The sequence below is a fragment of the Chryseobacterium formosum genome (assembly GCF_026460885.1).
GTDB lineage: Bacteria > Bacteroidota > Bacteroidia > Flavobacteriales > Weeksellaceae > Chryseobacterium > Chryseobacterium formosus.
The window spans coordinates 30,263-52,150 of sequence record NZ_JAOVZW010000001.1; the positions used below are offsets into that span (position 1 = coordinate 30,263).

The 21,888-nt window shown below is 31.5% G+C and carries 23 protein-coding genes; 12 read left to right on the plus strand and 11 right to left on the minus strand.

Features of this window, described 5'->3' with window-relative positions; translation table 11 throughout:
- The 3 genes from asnB to OF897_RS00160 are packed head-to-tail and all read left to right on the plus strand — an operon-like array spanning position 1 to position 3,674.
- Positions 1-1,797, plus strand: a complete 1,797-nt coding sequence (gene asnB / locus OF897_RS00150) for an asparagine synthase (glutamine-hydrolyzing) (RefSeq protein ID WP_267263664.1) — start codon at positions 1-3, stop codon at positions 1,795-1,797.
- Entirely contained in the window at positions 1,797-2,732 is a 936-nt protein-coding gene (locus OF897_RS00155; RefSeq protein ID WP_267263665.1) for a glycosyltransferase family 2 protein, read from the plus strand. Before asnB ends, OF897_RS00155 begins: the two co-directional genes overlap by 1 nt.
- On the plus strand, positions 2,733-3,674 hold the full coding sequence (locus tag OF897_RS00160; protein ID WP_267263666.1) for a glycosyltransferase family 2 protein: 942 nt from the start codon (positions 2,733-2,735) through the stop codon (positions 3,672-3,674).
- Here OF897_RS00160 and OF897_RS00165 read toward each other — a convergent pair.
- From OF897_RS00165 to OF897_RS00200, 8 genes are all read right to left on the minus strand, one after another.
- On the minus strand, positions 3,666-4,595 hold the full coding sequence (locus OF897_RS00165; protein WP_267263667.1) for a hypothetical protein: 930 nt from the start codon (positions 4,593-4,595) through the stop codon (positions 3,666-3,668). The two genes, OF897_RS00160 and OF897_RS00165, sit on opposite strands and share 9 nt — an antisense overlap.
- Before the next feature lie 3 nt (positions 4,596-4,598).
- Positions 4,599-5,936 carry an MBOAT family O-acyltransferase gene (locus tag OF897_RS00170; protein WP_267263668.1) on the minus strand — a complete coding sequence of 446 codons (1,338 nt, stop codon included), beginning with the start codon at positions 5,934-5,936 and terminating at the stop codon, positions 4,599-4,601.
- A gap of 97 nt (positions 5,937-6,033) precedes the next feature.
- Positions 6,034-6,747: an SDR family oxidoreductase gene (locus OF897_RS00175; RefSeq protein ID WP_267263669.1), complete on the minus strand. Its 714-nt coding sequence runs from the start codon at positions 6,745-6,747 to the stop codon at positions 6,034-6,036.
- Positions 6,744-7,142 carry a MaoC/PaaZ C-terminal domain-containing protein gene (locus OF897_RS00180; RefSeq protein WP_267263670.1) on the minus strand — a complete coding sequence of 133 codons (399 nt, stop codon included), beginning with the start codon at positions 7,140-7,142 and terminating at the stop codon, positions 6,744-6,746. The genes OF897_RS00175 and OF897_RS00180 overlap by 4 nt, the downstream gene beginning before the upstream one ends.
- Positions 7,142-7,369, minus strand: a complete 228-nt coding sequence (locus OF897_RS00185; protein WP_267263671.1) for an acyl carrier protein — start codon at positions 7,367-7,369, stop codon at positions 7,142-7,144. Before OF897_RS00185 ends, OF897_RS00180 begins: the two co-directional genes overlap by 1 nt.
- A 1-nt stretch (position 7,370) precedes the next feature.
- Entirely contained in the window at positions 7,371-8,696 is a 1,326-nt protein-coding gene (locus tag OF897_RS00190; protein WP_267263672.1) for a hypothetical protein, read from the minus strand.
- On the minus strand, positions 8,693-10,414 hold the full coding sequence (locus OF897_RS00195; protein ID WP_267263673.1) for an HAD-IIIC family phosphatase: 1,722 nt from the start codon (positions 10,412-10,414) through the stop codon (positions 8,693-8,695). Before OF897_RS00195 ends, OF897_RS00190 begins: the two co-directional genes overlap by 4 nt.
- A gap of 8 nt (positions 10,415-10,422) precedes the next feature.
- Positions 10,423-11,193, minus strand: coding sequence for a class I SAM-dependent methyltransferase (locus tag OF897_RS00200; protein WP_267263674.1), 771 nt, complete (start codon positions 11,191-11,193; stop codon positions 10,423-10,425).
- A 94-nt stretch (positions 11,194-11,287) separates the two neighbouring features.
- Here OF897_RS00200 and OF897_RS00205 point away from each other — a divergent pair, with 94 nt between their 5' ends.
- Genes OF897_RS00205 through OF897_RS00225 form a run of 5 tightly spaced genes read left to right on the plus strand, consistent with a single transcriptional unit; the run spans position 11,288 to position 15,600 of the window.
- Entirely contained in the window at positions 11,288-12,133 is an 846-nt protein-coding gene (locus OF897_RS00205) for a glycosyltransferase family 2 protein (protein WP_267263675.1), read from the plus strand.
- On the plus strand, positions 12,133-13,287 hold the full coding sequence (locus tag OF897_RS00210) for a glycosyltransferase (protein ID WP_267263676.1): 1,155 nt from the start codon (positions 12,133-12,135) through the stop codon (positions 13,285-13,287). Before OF897_RS00205 ends, OF897_RS00210 begins: the two co-directional genes overlap by 1 nt.
- A 2-nt stretch (positions 13,288-13,289) precedes the next feature.
- Entirely contained in the window at positions 13,290-13,853 is a 564-nt protein-coding gene (locus OF897_RS00215; RefSeq protein ID WP_267263677.1) for a DapH/DapD/GlmU-related protein, read from the plus strand.
- Positions 13,854-15,005, plus strand: coding sequence for a glycosyltransferase (locus OF897_RS00220; protein ID WP_267263678.1), 1,152 nt, complete (start codon positions 13,854-13,856; stop codon positions 15,003-15,005).
- Between the two features lie 37 nt (positions 15,006-15,042).
- Entirely contained in the window at positions 15,043-15,600 is a 558-nt protein-coding gene (locus OF897_RS00225) for a serine acetyltransferase (protein WP_267263679.1), read from the plus strand.
- On the opposite strand, the gene OF897_RS00230 is transcribed toward OF897_RS00225, so the two are convergent.
- Positions 15,597-16,691 carry a Pnap_2097 family protein gene (locus OF897_RS00230; RefSeq protein WP_267263680.1) on the minus strand — a complete coding sequence of 365 codons (1,095 nt, stop codon included), beginning with the start codon at positions 16,689-16,691 and terminating at the stop codon, positions 15,597-15,599. The two genes, OF897_RS00225 and OF897_RS00230, sit on opposite strands and share 4 nt — an antisense overlap.
- 152 nt (positions 16,692-16,843) lie before the next feature.
- Here OF897_RS00230 and OF897_RS00235 point away from each other — a divergent pair, with 152 nt between their 5' ends.
- The 4 genes from OF897_RS00235 to OF897_RS00250 all read left to right on the plus strand — a co-directional run bounded on the left by OF897_RS00235 (position 16,844) and on the right by OF897_RS00250 (position 20,258).
- Positions 16,844-17,512 carry a carbonic anhydrase gene (locus tag OF897_RS00235; RefSeq protein WP_267263681.1) on the plus strand — a complete coding sequence of 223 codons (669 nt, stop codon included), beginning with the start codon at positions 16,844-16,846 and terminating at the stop codon, positions 17,510-17,512.
- Positions 17,513-17,535: 23 nt separating this feature from the next.
- Positions 17,536-17,835, plus strand: coding sequence for a hypothetical protein (locus OF897_RS00240; RefSeq protein ID WP_267263682.1), 300 nt, complete (start codon positions 17,536-17,538; stop codon positions 17,833-17,835).
- 131 nt (positions 17,836-17,966) lie between these two features.
- Positions 17,967-19,562 (plus strand): SulP family inorganic anion transporter, encoded by a 1,596-nt coding sequence (locus tag OF897_RS00245; RefSeq protein WP_267263683.1) that lies wholly within the window; start codon positions 17,967-17,969, stop codon positions 19,560-19,562.
- 60 nt (positions 19,563-19,622) lie between these two features.
- Complete coding sequence (locus OF897_RS00250) at positions 19,623-20,258, plus strand: carbonic anhydrase family protein (RefSeq protein ID WP_267263684.1); 636 nt, start codon at positions 19,623-19,625, stop codon at positions 20,256-20,258.
- 51 nt (positions 20,259-20,309) lie between these two features.
- Here the strand turns inward: OF897_RS00250 and pth are convergent, their stop codons facing one another.
- A complete protein-coding gene (pth, locus tag OF897_RS00255) occupies positions 20,310-20,873 on the minus strand; it encodes an aminoacyl-tRNA hydrolase (RefSeq protein ID WP_267263685.1) in 564 nt (187 codons plus the stop codon).
- 90 nt (positions 20,874-20,963) lie between these two features.
- On the minus strand, positions 20,964-21,887 hold the full coding sequence (locus tag OF897_RS00260) for a hypothetical protein (protein ID WP_267263686.1): 924 nt from the start codon (positions 21,885-21,887) through the stop codon (positions 20,964-20,966).
- Between the last annotated feature and the right edge of the window lies 1 nt (position 21,888).

Consider the following 21,888-nt stretch of genomic DNA (forward strand, 5'->3'; position numbering starts at 1 on the left):
ATGTGTGGAATTGCAGGAATTATAGGCAGCAATGCAAAAAACTATCACGGAGAACTTAAAAAAATGACCGATGCAATGGTGCATCGCGGTCCCGATTCTTCTGATTTTGAATTTTACGAAAATGCAGCATTAGGTCATCGCAGACTTTCCATCATAGATCTTTCTGAAAATGGAAAACAGCCCATGTTTTCCAGCACAAAAAACGAATGTATTGTTCTGAATGGTGAGATTTACGGTTATCAAAACATAAAAGCACAATATCCCGAATATCCCTATCGCGGAAGTTCTGATACGGAAGTTATTTTAGCGATGTACCAAAGAAAAAAGGAAAATTTAATTCATGATCTTCCCGGTATGTTTGCTTTTGCCATTTGGGACAACGAAAAACAGGAATTATTCTGTGCAAGAGACCGTTTCGGTGAAAAACCTTTTTTCTATGCTTTCGGAAAGAACAATGAATTTATTTTTGCTTCTGAAATCAAAGCAATTTTAGCTTCAGGACTTATTCAGCCGAAAGTAAATCAGGAAGCAATTTCTTATTATTTACAGTATGGATACGTAAGTACTTATCACAGTATCTATGAAAATATACACACACTTCCTCCTGCTCATCAGTTAATTTGGAAGGAAGGAAAAATCAATGTTTCAAGATATTATAGTTTGCCTGCAAAAGACAGAATATTAAGTTTATCTGATGCTAAAGAAGAATTCACATACCTTTTAAAAAAAGCAGTACAAAAACAACTTATTGCTGATGTAGAGGTCGGGAGTTTTTTAAGTGGCGGACTAGATTCTTCATCAATTGTTGCTTTAGTGGCGGAGTTTTTACCTAAACAAACCACAATCAGTTTTGGCTATGACCATGAAGATAGTGAATTGAAATATGCCAAGGAAATCGCAGAAAAGTACAAAACAAATCACGTTGAAGTGCATGAGAAAAAAGAAGATTTGGCAACTTCACTTTTAAAAATTTCTCCGTTTTTTGATGAACCATTTGCTGATATATCTTTTATTCCGCATTTTGAAATTTGTAAAAATGCAAGAAAAAATCTTACCGTGGTTCTTTCGGGAGATGTTGGAGACGAATTATTTGGAGGCTACAACTTTTATAGAGTTGAGAATCAACTAAGAAAGCATTTTAGCTATAAAAATATTATTGCTCAGTTTGGGTTAAATTTATATCAGAAAGTAAAGCCTATTTCTTTTCTTTCCCAAAAAAACTTACAACATGAAAACATTCTGGATTTTCATAAGAATTTTGTAAGAAATTCATTTAATCAAGAAGAAAAAAAGGCATTGGGAATTACATCAACATATTCTCAACCTTACAGCTTCAGTGCAAATCCCGATTCATTGAATGACATCATGAGATTGGATTTAGAAGGTTATGTTCCTGGGAACATGATGGTAAAATCAGATAGAATGGCAATGGCAAATTCTTTGGAAGTAAGAACTCCTTTCCTTGATCTGGATTTTGCAGAATTTTGCATCCAGCTTCCTGAACAATTAAAAATCGATAACGAAAATGACAAAATCATTCTTCGTGAAGCTATGGGATCTTACTGGACTGAAACGATTCGAGGGCGGCAAAAACAGGGTTTCGGAATGAGTATAAAAACTTGGTTCGAAGAAGAAAATCTGATTAACCTCTCCAACAGTTTATTGAAAGACTCGAATCAAAAAATATTTAATTATATTGATTTTAAAGCAAGTCAAAAGTTCTTAAATAAAGATCACAAACATTGGAATTTGCTACAGTTAGCTCTTTGGGCACACAATAATCAAAGTATTTTGTAATGTTGGATGTTTCTGTAATTATTCCTGTTTACAATGCAGAGCAGTTTTTAGAAAAAGCTGTAGAATCTGCTGTACATTTTAATGAAGTAAAAGAAGTTATTTTAGTTGAGGATAAATCAACAGATAATTCTCCGAAAATTTGCCTGAAATTAGCTTCACAAAATTCTAAAATAAAATTTTTTCAACATTCTGATAAAGGAAATCACGGAGCTGGAGCAACAAGAAATTTAGGTATAGAAAAAGCAGAAGGAAGTTTCATCACATTTTTAGATGCAGATGACTATTATCTTCCCAATCGTTTTGAAGCTGAAAAAGAAGTTTTTAAAAACCCTAAATTTGAAGGCGTTTTTGGAGCGATTGGTATAGACTATTTAACAGAAAAAGGAAAACAGGAGTATCAAACAAAATTTAAAGATTCTCCGCTTACAACAGTAAAATACCATGCTGAAGGTGAAGAAATTTTCAAAGGTTTATTAGGTTTTACGTCAAAAACATTTGGTACATTTTTTCATTTAAATACTTTAACTATAAAAAAAGCTGCTTTAGAAAGAAACAATCTTAGATTTAATGAAGATCTTCGTGTTCATCAAGATTCTGACTTTATTATAAAACTCGCTTACCACTGTTATTTAAAATCAGGAATTATCGATAAAGCCGTTGCTATAAGAGGAATTCATGATGACAATAGAATCACAAAAATTATTCAATATTCCTCTCAATATAATCAGAGGCAACAAATTTACTGGAAGTCTTTGTACGATTGGGCTGTTGAAAACAAATTATCTTCAGAATACAAAACGAGAATATATTTAAATTATAAATCCTTCGATTTGTCTCAGAAAAAAGGATTTAAAAAATATTACAACATTTTAAAAGAAGTAATAAAAAACCCTGAGATATTTAAAACAAAATACCGTTTCAATTATTATAAATAAATGAAAATCTCCGTCATCACACCCGTTTATAACGCTGAAAAATACATCATTCAAGCTGTAGAATCTGCTCTTCAGTTTGAAGAAGTATATGAAATAATTTTGGTTGAAGATAAATCTCCGGATAATGCATTGCAGGTTTGCAAGCAATTAGCTGAAAAATATAACAGAGTAAAACTATTTCAACATCCAGATAAAGGTAATCACGGAGCTGGTCCAACTAGAAACCTAGGTTTAGAAAAAGCAACCGGAGATTTTATTGCATTCTTAGATGCCGATGATTACTATCTCCCAAATCGTTTTGATGCAGAAAAAGAATTATTTAAAGACCCCAAAGTTGAAGGAGTGTACGGAGCTTTAGGCGTTCATTACTATTCTGAAAAGGCAAAAGAACAATACTACAGCCTTTTTGGAGATAATTTAACGACAGTTTATAAGAAACATGATCCGAAAGATGTATTTCCGGGACAGATTCATATGCGAGGAAGTTTTGGGCTTTTCAGTATTGATTGTTTAACGATAAGAAGAGACTCAATGATGAAAAAGCTGAAACCTTTCTTTAAAACTACTTTAAGACTTCATCAGGATACCGAATTTTTATTCAGACTCTCTTATTATCTTGATCTTTATCCCGGAATTTTAGATAAAGCCGTTGCGGTAAGAGGCGTGCATGAAAATAATAGAATTACAGCAGTAGATTCAAAGAAAATAAAACCTGCTACAACAAAAGTTTTACTTTGGAAAGAAGTGGATGATTGGGCAAAAAATGAAAATACAATTCCTGAAGAGGTGAAAATGCATATTAAAAGAATACATCGTAGCTACAGAATAGCTCTTGCTCCTACATCAAAAAAATGGGGTATGATTGTAAGATACCTTATCACAGATTACAAAAGCATCCGTTCTGGGCTTTACAATATTAATTTCAGAGAAGATTTATTTTAAATTTTTCTGACTTACAAGAATTGAATCTGCAATTTGTGCTGTAAATATCTTTCCGGATTCTTTATACATATGATTTCCGTCTGTATAAATATAATTTTTAGCTTGTGGAGAAAAATCGAAGAATTTCACATTCTGTTTTTCCGAAATCTCATTAATTGTTTTGCTGAAATCTGCCCAATAATAAGTTTCAATTTCCATCATTCTTTCAGAAGCAGGAATTCTTACTACATATACAGTTCCCTTAGTTTTTAGAAAATCTATCATTTCTTTAAATGAAGTTAACCTTTCTTGTGAATGTCTTTGAACTTTCACTAACTCTTCATATTCCTTAATTTTCTTACCTTCTCTTATTACTACCGTATCAGGATGAACATTCACAGTAACTTCCATCCAACCATCTTTATGCAAATAAGTATTAGATTTTGCGACAGCTTCTCTCTCTTTGTAAATGTAAAACCAGCTTCTAGGATAATGTTTTATAAGGTATTCATAATTCGGACTTTTATCATAAAAATGCATATCCGCCAATGCAGATTTCATTTCAGGATATTCAGCTTCATTTTTAATGTCTTTATCTAATGAAAGGCTCCAGGGATCAACAGTCAGAATAAAAATACCTTTTTTTGTTTCCTGATTAATTTTCTTTTTAACAGCCTCCAAATAAACTTTACCGTAAGGAGATTCTGCAATACTAAATGCAAAATTATTAAACCTTTTATCCTTACCCAATTTAGAGTCTAAAACATCAGGAACAACAGCCTGAACACCTCGCGAATCTCCCAAGATCATAGAAGAAGGTTTTGTTCCGGTATAATGCATGTAATTATCATCCGTATTACCATCTGCAAAAGTTCCTAAAGAAAGCAATACAGCAACAATACCAATTATGTAAAATGAAATTTTAAATAAAAATCTTTTCATAACTTAAAATTGTTCATAAATAAAGTTACTGTTACCAAACATACCAAAATACATGATCATAAAAATCAGAAACACATACAACAAATTTCTTAGAAAAGGATTGAATCTACTTATTTCCAAGCCATGTTCTTTATCTTTATTAATCCAATCAATGAGAATCAAAATAAAAATAAATCCTAAAATCTTTACTTTAATAAACTGCGGAATTGAGAATAATGAAAGACTGAAAATTCGTCCATACATTCCCGCCGCATCTGTAAGATTTGGTGCAGCAAATAAAATAAATGCAAAACAAACCATCATCATCGTCAGTAAGATGTTTCCCAATTCCTGAAAAGTTGGAACCGACTTTAAAAATTTCTTCTTTTTATTAAGTTTATTTGTGAGAATTAAAGGTATGTAATAAAGCCCATGAAGAAGCCCAAAAAGAACAAAAGTATATCTCGGACCGTGCCACGCTCCAATTAATACAAAATTTAAAATAATAGCAGCAATAAGACCTTTCTTTTCATAATCTCTGAACTGAATAACCAAAGGTGTAAAAACATAATCTGTCAACCATGAAGTAAGCGAAATATGCCATTTTCTCCAATATTCAGCAATATTCTGGGCAAAAAGCGGGAAAGCAAAGTTCTTGGTAATTTTAAAACCTAATAATCTTGCAAAGCCAATCGCCATATCAGAATAACCCGAAAAATCTGCATAGATTTCGAAAAGGAATAAAATCGCTCCAAAAGCAACCGTACTTCCCGAAAGATGATGATAATTCTGAAATATTTCCTGAGTAATAGGAGTGATACTATTAGCAACAACAAGTTTCTTAAAAGCTCCGTACAAAATTTGTCTCGCCGCATCCGCTCCATTTTCGTAAGTAAAAACTCTTGTATTCTTCAACTGAGGAAATAATAAACGTCCTCTGTCAATAGGTCCCGAAATCATGCTCGGAAAGAATGCGATATAATTAAAAAATACCAAAGCATCAGTTTCTGGCTTAAGCTTTTTATTCTTAATATCAAGAAAATAGCTTATCATTCTGAATGTATAAAAACTGATTCCTAATGGTAAAGCTATATTTAAAGTCAAGGTATTTTTAATTCCTAATAATTCTGCAAAAGAATCAATAAAAAAATTAAAATATTTAAAGTAAAATAATGTTCCTATTGCTAATACTAAGCCAATATTCACATAAAATTTCTTTTTATTACCTTCATGTTCATCAATTTTAATTCCTAAAAAATAGGCAATCGCTGAGCTTCCGATAAGCAATATTAAAAATCTCCAATCACCAAAACAGTAAAAGACGTAGCTTGATAACAGGAGCAGAATATTTTGCAGTTTCATGTTTTTCTGAAAGAACCAGTAAAGCCCGAAAACTGTGGCAAAAAAAAGGGTAAAAGCAATAGAGGTAAATTGCATTATTTGTGTTTAAAAATTCAATTTAATAATATGAAGCATCTAAAAAAATATGATTCCCGTTAAAATGTTTTCCTCCGTTTATACAAAGATCGATGACATTTGAAATATCCTTACTTTCCAGATTTTCTTTAAGTGGATATCTCGAAAGTATATTTTCTTTCATTCTTTCGTCCATGTTTTTATGAAAGTCTGTAGGAATAAATGAAGGCGAAATAGAGTTACAGGTAATTCCAAATTTCACATTTTCTATCGCCCAACTTTTACTCATTTGTTGCAAATAAGCTTTATTTGAATTATAGACAGACGTTCCCATTGCCGGAGAATTCAGAGATGAACTAAGAATATTAATTATTCTTCCAAACTTCTTTTTTCGAAAAATTGCTATACATTCTTGAGTAATTTGTAGTGTAGGAATAATGTTATTTTTAAAATCATTTAAAAATTTTTCGGTCTCGGTTTTATGAAAATATGTATCTATAAAACTTCCGTTGTAGTAATTATTAATGAGAATATCGGGTGAAAAATCTTCAATTTCAGCAGAAAACCTGTCTATTTCAGATGACGATTTAAAATCTATCTGATATGCTTTTGCATTGTTGTACTGAGATTCTATTTCCTTCGCAGATTCTCCGGAATTAAAATATGTAAACAATACTTCATACCCCTTTTCCAGAAGAAATAAGTTAATTGCTTTTCCGATTCCGGATGATCCGCCCGTTAAAATTACTCTGTTCACGTTAATTCTTTTATTTGTATTCTGCCTGTAGCTACGATTTTATTTTCGTTATTGATAAATTTAAATTTAAATATATTTACATACACCGCTTCAGATTGCTCTTCAATAATGGCTTCAAAATTCAAAATATCATTCAGATAAACAGGGTTTTTAAAATTAATATTCTGAGAAAGAATCATCACATTTTCCGTTGGTAAAAGTTCACCAATAAAAAAAGACAGAAAGCCGTTCAGAATATTGCCATGCATTACTTTAGACTTGAAGCCTTTATTTTGGGCAAATTCTTCATTCGTATGCAATGCATTTTTATCTTCAAAAACAGAAATAAAGCCGTTATAAATTTTGTCATCAACCTGAAATTGATGTTGAAATTTCTGATTTAGCTGAAGTACCATTACTTTTTCAAAATACAATCAATCATCTCTCCTACATTATTCCAGCTTTGGATTTCTGAAGAAGTAAAACGTATTTTAAATGCTTTCTCTATTGCCACAATTAACTGAATATGAGAAAGAGAATCCCATTCTTCGATATCATCTGCAGTTGTATCTTCAGTGATAATGATTTCATCATTATCTAATTCTTCACGAAAAATCTCTGTTAATTTTCCAATAATTTCCATTCTATCTGTTTTTAAAATTTTTATTAAGTGTTAAATCTATAATTTGTACTGTATCTGAATTTTTTCTAATTATAAAAATACTTCCGTTACCGTAATATAGAGAATCTTTATTATTATTTTTTAAATATACCGTTCTCAGCTCGTCTTTTATAATTGTTTTATCATAACTATAAAGCATGTTTGCTACCACCTCGGAAGATTTGATGTCAACAACAATATTTTTAACTTTTTCTTTACCTTTAAAAGAAGCAAACTTAAATATATCATTCGAGAAATTGCTTTCAAATTTATATTTAATATTAACATACATCGTTATTCCAAAAAGAATAACAGAAAGAATGACAAAATATTTTTTAGCTTTTTGAAAAACTGATAAAATAAAAATCATACTAAACAAAACATAGGGCGCCATAAATCGGGGTTCAAGCCCTGAGAAAAAAGTCCTATATCTTAGCAAAACCATATAACAATAATAAAAAATGGCAAGCAAAAAAACAAATAACAGAAAATGTGGATGTTTTTTATAATTTTTAATATAAAAAGCAAAAGTTCCAAGTAATAAAAATAAAACTATAAAAAAATATGGATGATATTTCCTTTTAAATTCAAAATAATGACTGATATCAAAAGATCTATTGACCACACTTATTAAACTATCAGAATTAGGTGTTCTATTCTCACCGGTAATAGTTCCGATATAATAAAATCTTAAAAAAAGTACCGTTAAAAGCAGAGCTGTTGTAAGAAGTAGAAAAAATGTTTTCTTATCTATTTTAAAACCATTTAGATACAAAAAACAGAAAGGAATCATAAATATTCCGGCATGTTTAGTTTCTACTAAAAACCAAAATAGCAAAGTTAAAAGTATACAATCTTTTAGACTATAGCTAAAGTTCTTAACAACATATAATAACGCAATAATCAAACATATAAAAAGTGGTTCTGAAATAGCCGTGGTATAAATTCCATGAAAAATCATTAAAACCAAAATTGCTATCGTATCACTATGGTTACCTTCAATTATTTTCGCCAGCAGTTTATAAGATATGATAAACAGTACTAGATTAATAATGAAAAGAGAAATTTTAAAAGGTATGCCAAAAACGGAACTAAATGCAATGAATATTGGATATCCTAAAGGCCACATGGTACTGTATTCTCCGTTAGAAAAATAAAGCTTACCATCTTTGATACCATTTGCAAGATTTACATAATCATAAGAATCTCTTGATAAGGAGAAAAAAAACCAACAAAAAACTGAAAATACCAGCAACAAAAAAATTTCTAAAACAAAATCTTTTTTGATACTTTGTAAAGATTTTTTCATTTACAGTTGATATAAACGTTATTATCAATATAAGCTTCTACATTCAGAATCCATTTCCCTTCCTTTTCTATAAATCCTAGTTTTTCATAATGATCTTTTACCATTTGATTTTTAGAAGTCGGAATATATTCTCCTACAATGTATTTAAACCCTTCCTTTTTGGCGGTATTTACAATTGTATTTAACGTAAAATCTTCCATACCTCTTTTTAAAACACGGCAACTCATCAACCAAGTATTGATAAAAAGTGTTTCAGAGTCATTCTTTTCCAAAACAACTACGCAGATTAATCCGTTGTCACCATATTTGTCTTCTAGTGTAAAAGAAATCGTATAATGACGATCCGAAGTCATTAAATTTTCTACTTCCTGTTCTGTATATCTTACAGTTCTCAAATTAAATTGATTAGAACGCTGTGTAAGCTGAGAAACTCTTGGTTTTGAGAAATTATTGAAAGGCTGCACATCAGAAACCATATTCATGCTTTTAAGAAAATCTTCTACATTTGTAAAACTTTCCAAGGCAATAGTTCTCTGTGCTTCAATTTGATATTGTTTGGTTCTTTCAGCATCATTTTCAGACACACTCGCTGTTTCAAAAAGATTTAATCCGTATAAATATTCTAAATATTCTGCAGGATCTTCCGGTAATTCGGGAACACAAACATCCGGAAGATTTTCTCGTACAAGATTTCGTTCGAAAGGATTATCATCTAAAAAAACCATAGAGTCAAAGCCTATATTTAAAATGCTTTGAATTTTTCTGATATTATCTGCTTTATTATCCCAATTAGCAACAAAAACAGCAATATCATCCATTTTTAAAACCATATCGGGATGTTTTTCAAACGGTTCTTTTGCTTTATCTTCATCGTTTTTGCTGCAAACTGCCAAAATAACACCCCTTTTTTGAAGTGCTTTTACCCAATATTGAAATTCAGAAAAAGCTTTTCCAATTCCCAAACTTCCAATTTGGATTTTTTCTAGTCCGTCATCACCAATAATCCCACCCCAAGTTGTATTGTCGAGGTCTAAAATTAAACACTTTTTAAATTTACCTTCAATGGAAGAAATTATGCTCGTAATATGATGAGCAACAATTGGCAAAGCATCCAAAGACAACACCATCTCGGTATTGATATAAATATTTGGAGAAAACATAAAATCTCTTCCCCATTTATTTTGTATTGAAACCAAATCAGCTATAAAAAGATTATTTTTCTTTAATGCTAATTCTGAAAGCAGATAATTGAGCTTATTTTGTTGGAAAACAAACGAAGATTCTACCTTATTCGAAAAATTTCCAAAAACCTGATTATTAATTCCAGAAAAATTAGTGTAAATCAGTCTACTTTTTGTTCTGTTCTGAATTGTTTCATACAATTCATCTACATAATTGATTTTATTTTGAGCAAAATTTAATTGACTGTCGTAAGATTTGTAGTATTGATTTAGTAATTTATGAGATGACTCAAAAATAATGGTATAATCAGCATCAAATTCATAATATTCTGAAGTAGGATCAAGAATCTGACGAGAAATTTGCCCAAAATCAGCTTCAAAAATATCAAAATTAAAATTTTCTTTAACACCGCTACCTTTTAGTGCTAAATTTAAAAACTGGGTGGCTGTATCGCCCAATAAAGCTATCTTTATTTTTTTACAATTTTCATTTTGCGATTTTGCAAACTTTTTTAATTCTGAAAATGTACTGTGCATGAAACTTATTATTTGATGAAAACTCCTATATATTTCCCTTCATATTCTACCACAGTAGGAATAATCATTTCATATTCACAAAAATCCTGAAAGGCAGAATTGTCATTAATATCGTCTGAAATAAATACACCCCCTTTTCGTAATCGTGGATAAAGTGTTTCATAAGCCCATCTCATTCCTTCATAAGACTTATCAGAATCATAATGAATAACATCAATCTCACCGCTTTCCTTTAAAATTTTCGGTAAAGATTCTCGATCAGCATGACGAAAAAGTTTCCAGTTTGTTTTTAAATCGTCAGGCACGATACAACCAACATATTGATCACCATTTTGACCTAAATATGGCATATCTGAACTGTATAAAGTTCCGTTTCTTTTTTGCAAAGAAGTAAGAGTAGCAAACGAACTCCATCCATAGGCAACACCTGTTTCAATAACATTTTTTGCCTGAGTAAATTCACATGCGCTATATAAAAGTTCCAAAGCTCCTGCACCTCCCATTTTTATTGGGCAATTATTTTGCTTCTCTAAAGCTTTCTGAAATTCCTGAGGATATTTTTCTGAAAAAAGCTGAAAATCTAGATCAAACAATTCACTTATCGCATTTTCTTGACTTACAGCAACTTGAGAAGCCCAAAGATTCGTTTTTTCCTTACCTTTAAAAGCACTGTTTCTGTTAAAAATATTTTTGATGATTTTCCTTCCTAATTCTGGATAAAGATCCGGCCTTTTAAGATAACCTATAAAAGTCTTAAGAACTCTTGTTATTTCGCTCAATGTGTTTGTTTTAATTGTTACAAAAATAAGATTTTTATCTGATTTATTATTTTTAAGAATAATTATATTTGTGAAAAATTTATTAACAAAAACCATGATGAAGTTTTCTGTTCTCGTTGCCAACTACAACAATGGCAAATTTTTCAAAGATTGCTATGAATCTATACTAGCACAGGAATATAAAAACTGGGAGGTTGTTATCATTGATGATTGTTCCACAGATGATTCGGTAGAGATTATCAAAAATATAATTGGCAATGACGAAAGGTTTAAATTATATGAAAACGACGCAAATTATGGGGTTGGAGTTACGAAATCAAAATTAATAGAACTTGCAACCGGAGATTTTTGCGGATATCTTGATCCTGATGACGTTATAAAACCTAATGCATTAAAAAGTCCCGTAGAAGTTTTCAAAAAAAATAAAAACATTGTTCTTACATATTCCAGGTTGGCAAAATGTGACGAAAATCTTAACATTTTAAATGAATTTAAATCTGCAATGCAGGTCCCGAACGGAAGTAAAGTGTTTTTTAATTTTCCTATTCAGATTGCTCCTTTTGTAGCTTTCAGAAGAGATGTTTATTTGAATAAAACCAACAAAATCAATCCCGAACTTAAAATCGCAGAAGACCAAGATTTATATTTTAAAATGTATGAAGTAGGAAAAGTGCATTTTATTGATCAAACCGACTATTTATATCGAGCACATTCGGGAGGAATTTCGCAAAATGATAATAAGCAAAAATCTTATGAATATTATGCCCGTTCGATTTGGGAAGCCATGAAACGAAGAAACATTTCGCACATCAATGGCAAACCAATTCCTGAAAGCTATGAAAACACACAGGAAATTTTTGATATACTGGAGTATCAGAATAAAATTCCTTTCAGAATTAAGAAAAAAATTCTCGTAATTTTACAGAAACTATTTGGGTAATGAATGAAAAAAAAATAAAGGTTCTTTTCAGGCATCGCTCTATGGAAATGGGTGGTGTTGAAAAAGTGATTCTAAGCATGTTGAATAATCTTAACAAAGAAAAATTTGACATGACTATTTGTTTAAATATCAATCAGGGTGATCTTCGAAATGAATTTCCAAATCACGTTAGAAAAGCATTTATTACGAAAGGAAAAGAAGATTTATCAAAATGGAAGATCATAAAAAACATCCAGTTAATCAAAAGAAATCTCAAACTTAAAAAAGCACAAAAAACTCCTCAAATCGCTCAAAGAATTTTAAATGAAAACTACGATGTAGAAATAGCTCCTACTTATGCGGCATTTTCTTCCGTATTAAATTCAACTAATAAAAAGTCAAAGAAAATTGGTTGGTTTCATTCTGACATCACTCTTCCAAAGCTACAACCTTTAGTCCCTGAAATATTAAAGCAAATTCCTCAGTTTGATTATTTTATTTTTGGATCGCAACAGACAAAAGATATTTTGATTGAAACCTATCCAAATCTTAAAATACCTCAAAATAAAGTTGTAAAAAATGCCATCCCAATTGAAGAAATAAAAGAAAAAGCTAATAACTTCAAACCAAATTTTCCAGAAAAACCTGTTTTTGTATCGGTGGCAAGACTTCACAGTCGTAAAGGATTTCATAAACTAATGGACGCACATGCAAAGTTATTAAATGACGGCTTTGATCATCACATTGTTGTAATTGGCGATGGTGATGAAAGAGAAAATCTAAAAAAGCAAGCAGAAACTTTAGGAGTTACAAAAAGTTTTGAGTTCTTAGGCTCTCTACTCAACCCTTATCCGTACGTGAAAAATGCAGATTTTTTCATTTTACCTTCAGAATCCGAAAGCTGGCCTTTGATAATTGCAGACTGCCTTATTCTTCAAAAACCTATAATTTCGACAAATGTGGGTGGAATACCCGAGATGATTATTCAGGAAAAAACTGGATATCTCATCAATTATGATACAGAAGAAATGTATGGCGCTATGAAAAAATTCATTACCGAGCCTGAATTTGTTGAAAGTATAAAACAAAATTTGACAGATATAGAAAAACAGTTTGACAATCAAATAATATTCGATTCAGTAGAAAATCTTATTGAGAATTTAGTAAAATCATAAATATGATATATTTCTATAGACTTATAATAAAGGTTAATGTAATAATTAAAAACCTTTTAAAAAAAGCAACTCTCGAGACAGCCAAAAGGAAAGGTTTGCGGGTTGGGAAAAATCTGTATATTGAGGGAATCCCGAATTTCGGATCAGAACCTTTTTTAGTTGAAATAGGAGATGACGTAACTATTGCTGAAAATGTCTCGTTTATCAACCATGGTGGTGATGCGAGAGTTACAAAAAAAATAGAAAAATTTGCAGACGGACGTTTTTTTGGAAGAATAAAAATTGGCAATAATACTTTTGTTGGTAAAAGTACTATTATAATGCCCGGAATTTCAATAGGAAACAACTGCATCGTTGGTTCATTAAGCCTTATAAGCAGCTCTATTCCAGACAACACTGTATACGCAGGTGTTCCCGCTAAATTTATTTGCACAATAGAAGATTACGGTGATAAACTCTTACGAAACAATATCAATTATCCTCGTGAATTAGAATCTGATCGTCAACAATTGGAAGAATATATAAAAAAACATTTACCTCATACTTACAAACCTGTAAAAAAATAAATGCCACAAAAAAAGAAAATCCTCATTCGTATTGGCTCACTTCGTCATGGTGGTGCGGAAAAAGTTTTGACGACTTTTCTAAAAAATCTTCCGGAAGATAAGTATGAAATTGATTTACTTTTAAATTTATATTCAGGGAAATATTTAGATGAAATTCCGAAGTGGATTACTATTATTTTTCTGAATAAAGGTGAAATGATTACCACTAATAGAATTCAGGATATTCCGAAAAAAGCGGCAAGAGTTTTTTATCAGAAATCATTAAAAAAGTTCCCAAATCTTCTTTATAAAAGAAAACTGAAAGGTAAAAAATACGACATTGAATTCGCTGCAATTCACGGAATGCGAGATGAAATTTTAAATTCTCCGTTGAAATCTTCAAAAAAAATAGTTTGGATTCACAATGATCTTTCGCAAGTAAAAGGATATTCTTCAGATGAAATTAAAAAATTTTTCAAATTTGACAAAGTCATGGTGATTTCAGAAAAAATTGAGAAATTATTCTTTGATTTGGCCGAAAATGAAAATCAGAAGCAAAAAATCATTAAGATTTACAATCCTTTAGATACTGAAGAAATCTTAACAAAGGCAGAAAAACCAGTTGTCAATTATCAATTTGACCAAACCATTCCGACTTTTATTTCTGTAGGGACAATTTTTCCACAAAAAGGCTTTGATAGACTTTTGAATATTCATAAAAGATTGATTGATGAAGGTTTATTTCATAAAATTTTAATCATTGGAAATGGTTTAGATTTTGAAAATATTAAAAAGCTAAAATCTGAGTTGAATGTTGATGAAACTGCAGCAATGTTAGGCTTTACAGACAATCCTTATCCCTATTTTAAAAATGCTGACTTTTATATTTTAAGTTCGAGATATGAAGGTTTTCCGACAGTTTTGTTTGAAGCTATTACTTTAAAAAAGAAAATTATTGCGACAGAAGTTTCCGGAGTTAATGAAATGCTGAATAATGGCGAACTTGGATTAATTATCGAAAATTCTGAAGAAGGAATATATTCGGGAATGAAAAAAGCGCTACTACAACCTCAAGATTTTGAAGAATATTCTGAAAATTTAAAAAACTACACAATTCCTTTTAATCTCAAAAATTCTGTTGAAAAAATAACTTCAGTTTTAGATGAGTTATAAATTTTAAAACTAAAAACACATTTTATAAATTTGTCCTATGGCAGAAAATTACTCTATTATACAAAAAGATTTTTTCAGAGAAAGCGGAAAATGGTTGACCACTTTTCAAATCTGGCTAAAATGCTTTAATCCCAATCTTCATTACGTTTATGTTTTAAGAAAAAGCCAAAAACATCAAGAAACGCCTTTTTTAGGACTTTTTTGGAGACTTGTATTAAGACATTTTCAAATTAAATACGGGTTTCAAATCTATCCTGAAACCAAAATTGGCGAAGGTTTTTATTTGGGACATTGGGGAATGGTTGCCATTAATCCGAAAGTGATCATCGGAAAAAACTGCAATATTGCACAAGGCGTAAGCATCGCACAATCTAATCGTGGAAAACAAAAAGGCACCCCAAAATTAGGCGATGAAGTTTGGGTTGGTCCCAATGCAGTTATTGCAGGCGGAATCACGATTGGAGATAACGTAATTATCGCTCCAAACACTTATCTTTCGGAAGATGTACCGAGTAATTCTTTGGTAATCGGAAATCCTTGTAGAATCTTTAATATTGCAAACGCAACTGAAGATTACATCAACAATAAAGTTTAATTTTTTCTCTGTTTTACAGTGAAAATTCTTGCCATTAATTTTTGATCAGATTTTCTGTAAAAAGAACTGATTGTTTTCACTTTATTATCCTGAAGCTGCTCTACAGAATTTAGAATATAAACAATTTTATCATTCTTATCGCAGTTTGCGTAATACATAATATCTCGGAAAAGCGTAAAATAATTTTCCTCGTGATCTATTTCTTGAATTTTATTAAAATACTGAAGCTCACAAAAATCATTGATAACCGGATAAGAGGCAAAGTATAAAAGCCCTACTCCATTGAGATCATAATAAGGATTTAAGGAATATTCATATCTAAAAATCTCATCTTCAGTAATATTGAATACATAATTTTTGTAAAAGAAAGTCTTCAATTCTTCTTTTTTAATCAACCTATACTCATTTCCGAAAACAGGGAATTCTGAAGTTTGCGGAATGCTGCAAAACTCAACTGCAGGCTGACTTTTGGCAAGGCTTTTATTGTCACCTGTAGATTTTCTTATCGAAAAACTGGTCATCATTTCGATAAGAAGATTATTATCATTAGAGTCAAAGTTTATTTTACTGAAAAACATTCCCATTCCATATCTTGAAATTTCTGTTTTAAAAGCAAAAGGATCATTTTCCCGAAAATCACTCAGATTTGTATTACCAGTAATTCTTATTCTTACAAAAGTGGCATAAAGTCGGTTTCCAACGTCATCCTTAAGATCGGCCGATGAAGAATCTAGACCTTTGCAGAGTAAATCCCAATGCAGACTTCCCGATTCTTTAAAAAGCCAGTTTTCAGATAAAGCTTCAAGACACATTTGAGGCATATTTATATTTTGTTCCTCTTTTTGAAATGCAATATTTTGTGTCTGAAAATTATTTATTTGTGAAGCATCCTGTTCTTCTGCATAATCTAAAACATCATTCAGATTTTTGAAAGCAAGCCATTCTTTATTGGGAATCATTCTGCCTAATTTGGTCTCAATTTCAACACGAAGAGAAACCAAATCAATACTGTCTATTTCTAAGTTTTGAAAGTCTTTACTAAAATCAGCAGTATCAAGATTGGGTAGAAGTCGGGTAATAATGTTTTTCATCGTTTTTATTGTGATGCAAAATTATTAAATTTTGTTAAAAAGGTTTGTAAATTAGCTAAAATTAATACATTTGTATAATTATTGATTCAGTCTATTGAATTTGAAAATAATTTAAACGAAATAAATAATTATAATCTTTAAAATTTTAATTGATGAAGAATTCGTACGAAGTTATTTTCGAAAACAACAGAAAATGGGTAGAATCTAAGGTTGCAGACAATCCGCATTTCTTTGAAGATCTTGCCAAAACTCAAAACCCTGAGTATCTTTACATAGGATGTTCAGACAGTAGAGCAACGGCAGAAGAGCTAATGGGAGCCAAACCGGGTGAAGTTTTTGTTCACAGAAACATCGCCAATGTTGTTAATACTTTAGATATGAGTTCCACTGCAGTGATACAATATGCAGTAGAACATTTAAAAGTAAAACACATTATTGTTTGTGGACATTACAATTGCGGTGGTGTAAAAGCAGCAATGACGCCTCAAGATTTAGGACTTTTAAATCCTTGGTTGAGAAACATTCGTGATGTTTATAGATTGCATCAAGCAGAATTAGATTCTATCGATGATGAGAGCAAACGTTATGACAGGCTTGTAGAACTAAATGTTCAGGAGCAATGTATTAACGTAATTAAAATGGCTTGTGTACAGGAACGATATATCTTAGAAGAATATCCTGTTGTTCACGGCTGGGTTTTTGACCTTAGAACGGGTAAAATTATAGATCTGGATATTGATTTTGAGGAAATCTTAAAAGACATTCAAAAGATTTACAATCTTACAAGCTCTGATTGGGTCATGAGCAGAAAGACGGAATAATCTTTCTAAAAATTTGAGTGAAAATGAAATTCTGGAGTATCATTACATTACTGTTTATCATCAACTTTACAGCCTTGCCGAGCATCGCTGCAATTTGCGGGTGGAAATTACAGAGAACTAATGTAATTTTAAACGAAGAAGAAACTCATTCTCATTATTCATCATTTACCGTTTATGAAAAGACTTTGCCAAAGACTTTAAACGTACATGATTTTCTGAAGTTTTTCGAGCCTGATCTCGAGCACAGCTCTTTTGTGCTGATTGATGATTCCTGTCATCTTTCACCATTTCTTACCATATTTTCTCCACCTCCGGAAGCTTAATTTATATATATTAACAAATATTCATATCAGATTTGATGTTGAATAGATGTCCATTTTAAATTAATTTCCAATTTTTATTACCGAAGATTTCATTAAAAATCAATCGGTTACACTAAGTATTTTTCGCTGTCATGAAAAAAACAAATTCATTATTTGGAGGAATTAAGGAGAATTTCCCTTCAGGCCTCGTTGTATTTTTAGTTGCACTTCCTTTATGTTTAGGAATTGCTTTAGCATCTGGTGCACCACCATTATCCGGCGTTATCGCAGGTATTGTGGGAGGTTTGGTTATCGGCGCAATCAGTAATTCAAACATTTCGGTTTCAGGGCCTGCTGCAGGTCTTACGGCCATTGTTTTAACGGCGATTACCGATCTCGGAGCTTTTGAGCTATTCCTTTGTGCAGGTATTATTGCTGGTCTTATTCAGTTATTTTTAGGTTTTGTAAGAGCTGGAAGTATTTCCAATTATTTCCCTAATAATGTAATTGAAGGAATGCTTGCCGCGATCGGAATTATTATCATTTTAAAACAAATTCCGCACGCATTAGGTTTTGATAAAGATTATGAAGGTCACGAGTCTATTTTTGATAAAGGATTAAATTTCAATTACTTTTCAGAACTTTTAGGAGCAATCCATCCAGGAGCAGTCATTGTAACCGTTGTTTCAATTGCTTTACTTTTAGCCTGGGACAAAATTCCAGTTTTAAAAAGAATGAAAATGCTTCCAGGAGCTTTAGTTGCCGTTGTAGTTGGAATTTTATTGAATGAATTATTCAAATTATCAGGAAGTTCTTTGGCAATCGGTAAAGAGCATTTAGTTTCTTTGCCTGTTCCTCAAAGTCTTGATGATTTTAGCAACTATATTACACTTCCAGATTTTTCAGGTTTTTTAAGCTGGAAAGTTTGGCTTACAGGTACAACCATTGCTGTAGTTGCTTCTATTGAAACACTACTCTGTATTGAGGCTTCAGATCGTTTGGATGTTCAGAGAAGAATTACTGATACTAATTTAGAACTAAAAGCTCAGGGAATCGGAAATTTAATCAGTTCATTTATTGGAGGATTACCAATGACATCAGTAGTTGTAAGAAGTTCAGCGAATGCCAATGCAGGAGCAACGTCAAAAATATCGACAATTATTCATGGATTTTTATTGTTGATTTGTGTATTATCAATTCCAGTTATTTTAAATCTAATACCTTTTGCAACACTCGCTGCTGTATTACTTTTGGTAGGATATAAATTGGCAAAGCCAGCAACATTCAAACATTTCTGGCATTTAGGAAAATTTCAGTTTATCCCATTTCTGGCAACAGTTATCGCTGTAGTGTTAACAGATTTGCTGAAAGGTGTAGGAATTGGTTTGGCGATTTCAGTTTTCTATATTTTACAGGGAAATATGAAGCGTGCATACTATTTAAGCCGTGAAAAACTAAGTGACGCAGACGGAATTACAATAAAATTGGCAGAGGAAGTATCTTTCTTAAATAAAGCTGCTATTAAAAAGACATTGAAAAACATTAAATCAAACTCTACGGTAACGATTGATGCGAGAGGAACATCATATATCGCAACAGATGTATTGGAAATGATCCAGGATTTTGCCAACATCCGAGCAAAAGAAGAAGACATTAATGTGGAACTATTAGGCTTCAAAACTTCGTATAAAGATTACGAAACCGATGAAGATTCTCACATCGTCATTACCCATAAACGAGCTATGTAAGCTCAAATAAATTTTTTAACTTTAATTTTAAATAATAATTCAAAAAATAAATAAATTCATATGAAAGCACATACATCAGAAACTCAGTCTACGATTACTCCTGAAAAAGCATTACAATTTTTAAAGGAAGGAAACCAAAGATTTGTAGGAAACTTAAAAGCAAACAGAGATCTTTTGGAGCAGGTAAATGCAACTCGTGAAGGGCAATGGCCTTTTGCAGTAGTTTTGAGCTGTATTGACAGCCGTACTTCTGCAGAATTAATCTTTGATCAGGGATTGGGAGATGTTTTTAGTATCAGAATTGCGGGAAATTTTGTGAATCAGGATATTTTGGGTTCCATGGAATTCGGTTGTAATGTAGCTGGTTCTAAATTGGTTGTTGTTTTAGGTCACACAAAATGTGGAGCTCTAAAAGGCGGATTAGACGCTGCAAAAATCGAAGGTATGGGAATGGATAACCTAAACCATTTAATTGATCATTTCGACCCAATTATTAAAACGATTATCAATGAAGGTGAAGAGCGTTCTTCAGCGAATGCAGATCTTTTAGAAAGGCTAAATCAGCACAATGTAAAGAATGCAATTGATGATATTCGTAAGCAAAGTTCTACTTTAAAGCGACTTGAAGAAGAAGGTAAAATTAAAATCGTAGGAGCTAATTATGACGTTGAAACCGGCGTTGTAACTTGGTTATAATTAACTTATCTTTATAAATAAATCGGGCAGAATTTGTTTTCTGCCCGATTTTTATTTACCATTAAAAGCAGACATCGTATTGCCAATTCCTGCAAAAACAAAAGACAAACAAGCTTTTGCAAATTTTTCTATTCTTTCGGGCAGTTTTTCATTTTCTTCTTCATTCCAAGTTCCTAAAACATAATCAACCTGTCTTCCTTCTGAAAATTCAGCCGAAATCCCAAAACGTAATCTTGCATAATTTTGAGTCTGCAAAACTTCATGAATGTTTTTCAAACCATTATGACCTGCATCAGAGCCTTTCATTTTCATTCTTAAAGTTCCGAAAGGCAAAGCAAGATCATCTGTAACAATCATTACATTTTCCAAAGGAATATTTTCTTTCTGCATCCAGTATTTTACCGCATTTCCTGAGAGATTCATATACGTATCCGGTTTTAAAACCAATACCTTTCTTCCTTTATATTTTCCTTCTGCCATCCAACCGAAGTTTGTTGTGTTGAATGATGATTCTAAAGTTTCTGCGATTTTTTCAGCAACTTTAAAACCTATATTGTGACGTGTATTTTCGTATTCTGGGCCTTTATTACCAAGACCGACAATTAAATATTTCATGAGAAATTTTTTGCAAAATTAAGGGTTCTGAAATAAAAAACTCAACCCGAAAAGGATTGAGTTTTAAATATTCTTAAAGAATTTTATTTTTTACAAAGGTTTGTAGAAGTAATTAACTTTAAAACCTTGAGTAACATAAGTTTGAGGATCATATCTATAATCAGTAGTGAAAGGAACTGTAACCGGAATTGACGGAACCAAATCTGTTATAGCCATTCTTTTAGGATTATTTGGAGACATAATCAAAGCTCTGTTGTCATTTACCTTCGTAGAGATAAGTAATGAAACCTTGTATGCAAATGGTAATAATGTATAACCATTTATCTGAGAATCATAATTTGTAAACGCAAAACCATACTTTTGAGTTGGAGCATTAGCTACACCTCCTGTATAAGTCCCTATATTTTTCAAAACTTCCGAAACATTATCACCTGAATAACTGTAAGAAGCTTTAGAATAATCTGTGTAAACAAAACTAGGAATATCTGCACCCCATTTTGAATCAATCGTTACCATTTTACCTGTAGTAGCACTGTATGTAAGATTGTGAAGCGCTTTGGTTTTTGCAAAAACCGCATATACACCAACAGTAGCCGGAGGAACTGGTGCAGCTCTTCTGTAGACTGTTCTGTTTTCAGAAATCAAAGTAAGTCTGCTTAAATTCCCGTAAGTATATTGTTGAGTATAAGAAGTACTGTCGGTATCTAAAACACCGTCTCCATCAGAATCTAAAAATCCATTAAATGTAATTTTACTGATTTTATCTCCACTCCATTCTACATTTATTACAGTATTTTTCGGCTTTTTAACTCTAGAAAGTAGTAAGCCATTGTATTCATATTCTGCAATTGTTCCCACATCTGTTATTTCTCTTGATAAAGCTCTAGGCCCAATCAAACCAGTATTTTGGTTCAAATCCAAAAGAGGATTTCCTTCTTCATCAGTCAAATCTTTACAAGAATGTATAGAAGATAGACCTGCAATTAGCACAACAAAATAAAAAAGTCTTTTCATA

What these genes read in the sequence shown, in the direction of transcription:
- asnB (WP_267263664.1), top strand. Translation starts at nt 1, where the DNA reads ATGTGTGGAATTGCAGGAATTATAGGCAGCAATGCAAAAAACTATCAC.
- OF897_RS00155 (WP_267263665.1), top strand. Translation starts at nt 1,797, where the DNA reads ATGTTGGATGTTTCTGTAATTATTCCTGTTTACAATGCAGAGCAGTTT.
- OF897_RS00160 (WP_267263666.1), top strand. Translation starts at nt 2,733, where the DNA reads ATGAAAATCTCCGTCATCACACCCGTTTATAACGCTGAAAAATACATC.
- OF897_RS00165 (WP_267263667.1), bottom strand. Translation starts at nt 4,595, where the DNA reads ATGAAAAGATTTTTATTTAAAATTTCATTTTACATAATTGGTATTGTT.
- OF897_RS00170 (WP_267263668.1), bottom strand. Translation starts at nt 5,936, where the DNA reads ATGAAACTGCAAAATATTCTGCTCCTGTTATCAAGCTACGTCTTTTAC.
- OF897_RS00180 (WP_267263670.1), bottom strand. Translation starts at nt 7,142, where the DNA reads ATGGTACTTCAGCTAAATCAGAAATTTCAACATCAATTTCAGGTTGAT.
- OF897_RS00185 (WP_267263671.1), bottom strand. Translation starts at nt 7,369, where the DNA reads ATGGAAATTATTGGAAAATTAACAGAGATTTTTCGTGAAGAATTAGAT.
- OF897_RS00190 (WP_267263672.1), bottom strand. Translation starts at nt 8,696, where the DNA reads ATGAAAAAATCTTTACAAAGTATCAAAAAAGATTTTGTTTTAGAAATT.
- OF897_RS00195 (WP_267263673.1), bottom strand. Translation starts at nt 10,414, where the DNA reads ATGCACAGTACATTTTCAGAATTAAAAAAGTTTGCAAAATCGCAAAAT.
- OF897_RS00205 (WP_267263675.1), top strand. Translation starts at nt 11,288, where the DNA reads ATGATGAAGTTTTCTGTTCTCGTTGCCAACTACAACAATGGCAAATTT.
- OF897_RS00210 (WP_267263676.1), top strand. Translation starts at nt 12,133, where the DNA reads ATGAATGAAAAAAAAATAAAGGTTCTTTTCAGGCATCGCTCTATGGAA.
- OF897_RS00215 (WP_267263677.1), top strand. Translation starts at nt 13,290, where the DNA reads ATGATATATTTCTATAGACTTATAATAAAGGTTAATGTAATAATTAAA.
- OF897_RS00220 (WP_267263678.1), top strand. Translation starts at nt 13,854, where the DNA reads ATGCCACAAAAAAAGAAAATCCTCATTCGTATTGGCTCACTTCGTCAT.
- OF897_RS00225 (WP_267263679.1), top strand. Translation starts at nt 15,043, where the DNA reads ATGGCAGAAAATTACTCTATTATACAAAAAGATTTTTTCAGAGAAAGC.
- OF897_RS00230 (WP_267263680.1), bottom strand. Translation starts at nt 16,691, where the DNA reads ATGAAAAACATTATTACCCGACTTCTACCCAATCTTGATACTGCTGAT.
- OF897_RS00235 (WP_267263681.1), top strand. Translation starts at nt 16,844, where the DNA reads ATGAAGAATTCGTACGAAGTTATTTTCGAAAACAACAGAAAATGGGTA.
- OF897_RS00240 (WP_267263682.1), top strand. Translation starts at nt 17,536, where the DNA reads ATGAAATTCTGGAGTATCATTACATTACTGTTTATCATCAACTTTACA.
- OF897_RS00245 (WP_267263683.1), top strand. Translation starts at nt 17,967, where the DNA reads ATGAAAAAAACAAATTCATTATTTGGAGGAATTAAGGAGAATTTCCCT.
- OF897_RS00250 (WP_267263684.1), top strand. Translation starts at nt 19,623, where the DNA reads ATGAAAGCACATACATCAGAAACTCAGTCTACGATTACTCCTGAAAAA.
- pth (WP_267263685.1), bottom strand. Translation starts at nt 20,873, where the DNA reads ATGAAATATTTAATTGTCGGTCTTGGTAATAAAGGCCCAGAATACGAA.
- OF897_RS00260 (WP_267263686.1), bottom strand. Translation starts at nt 21,887, where the DNA reads ATGAAAAGACTTTTTTATTTTGTTGTGCTAATTGCAGGTCTATCTTCT.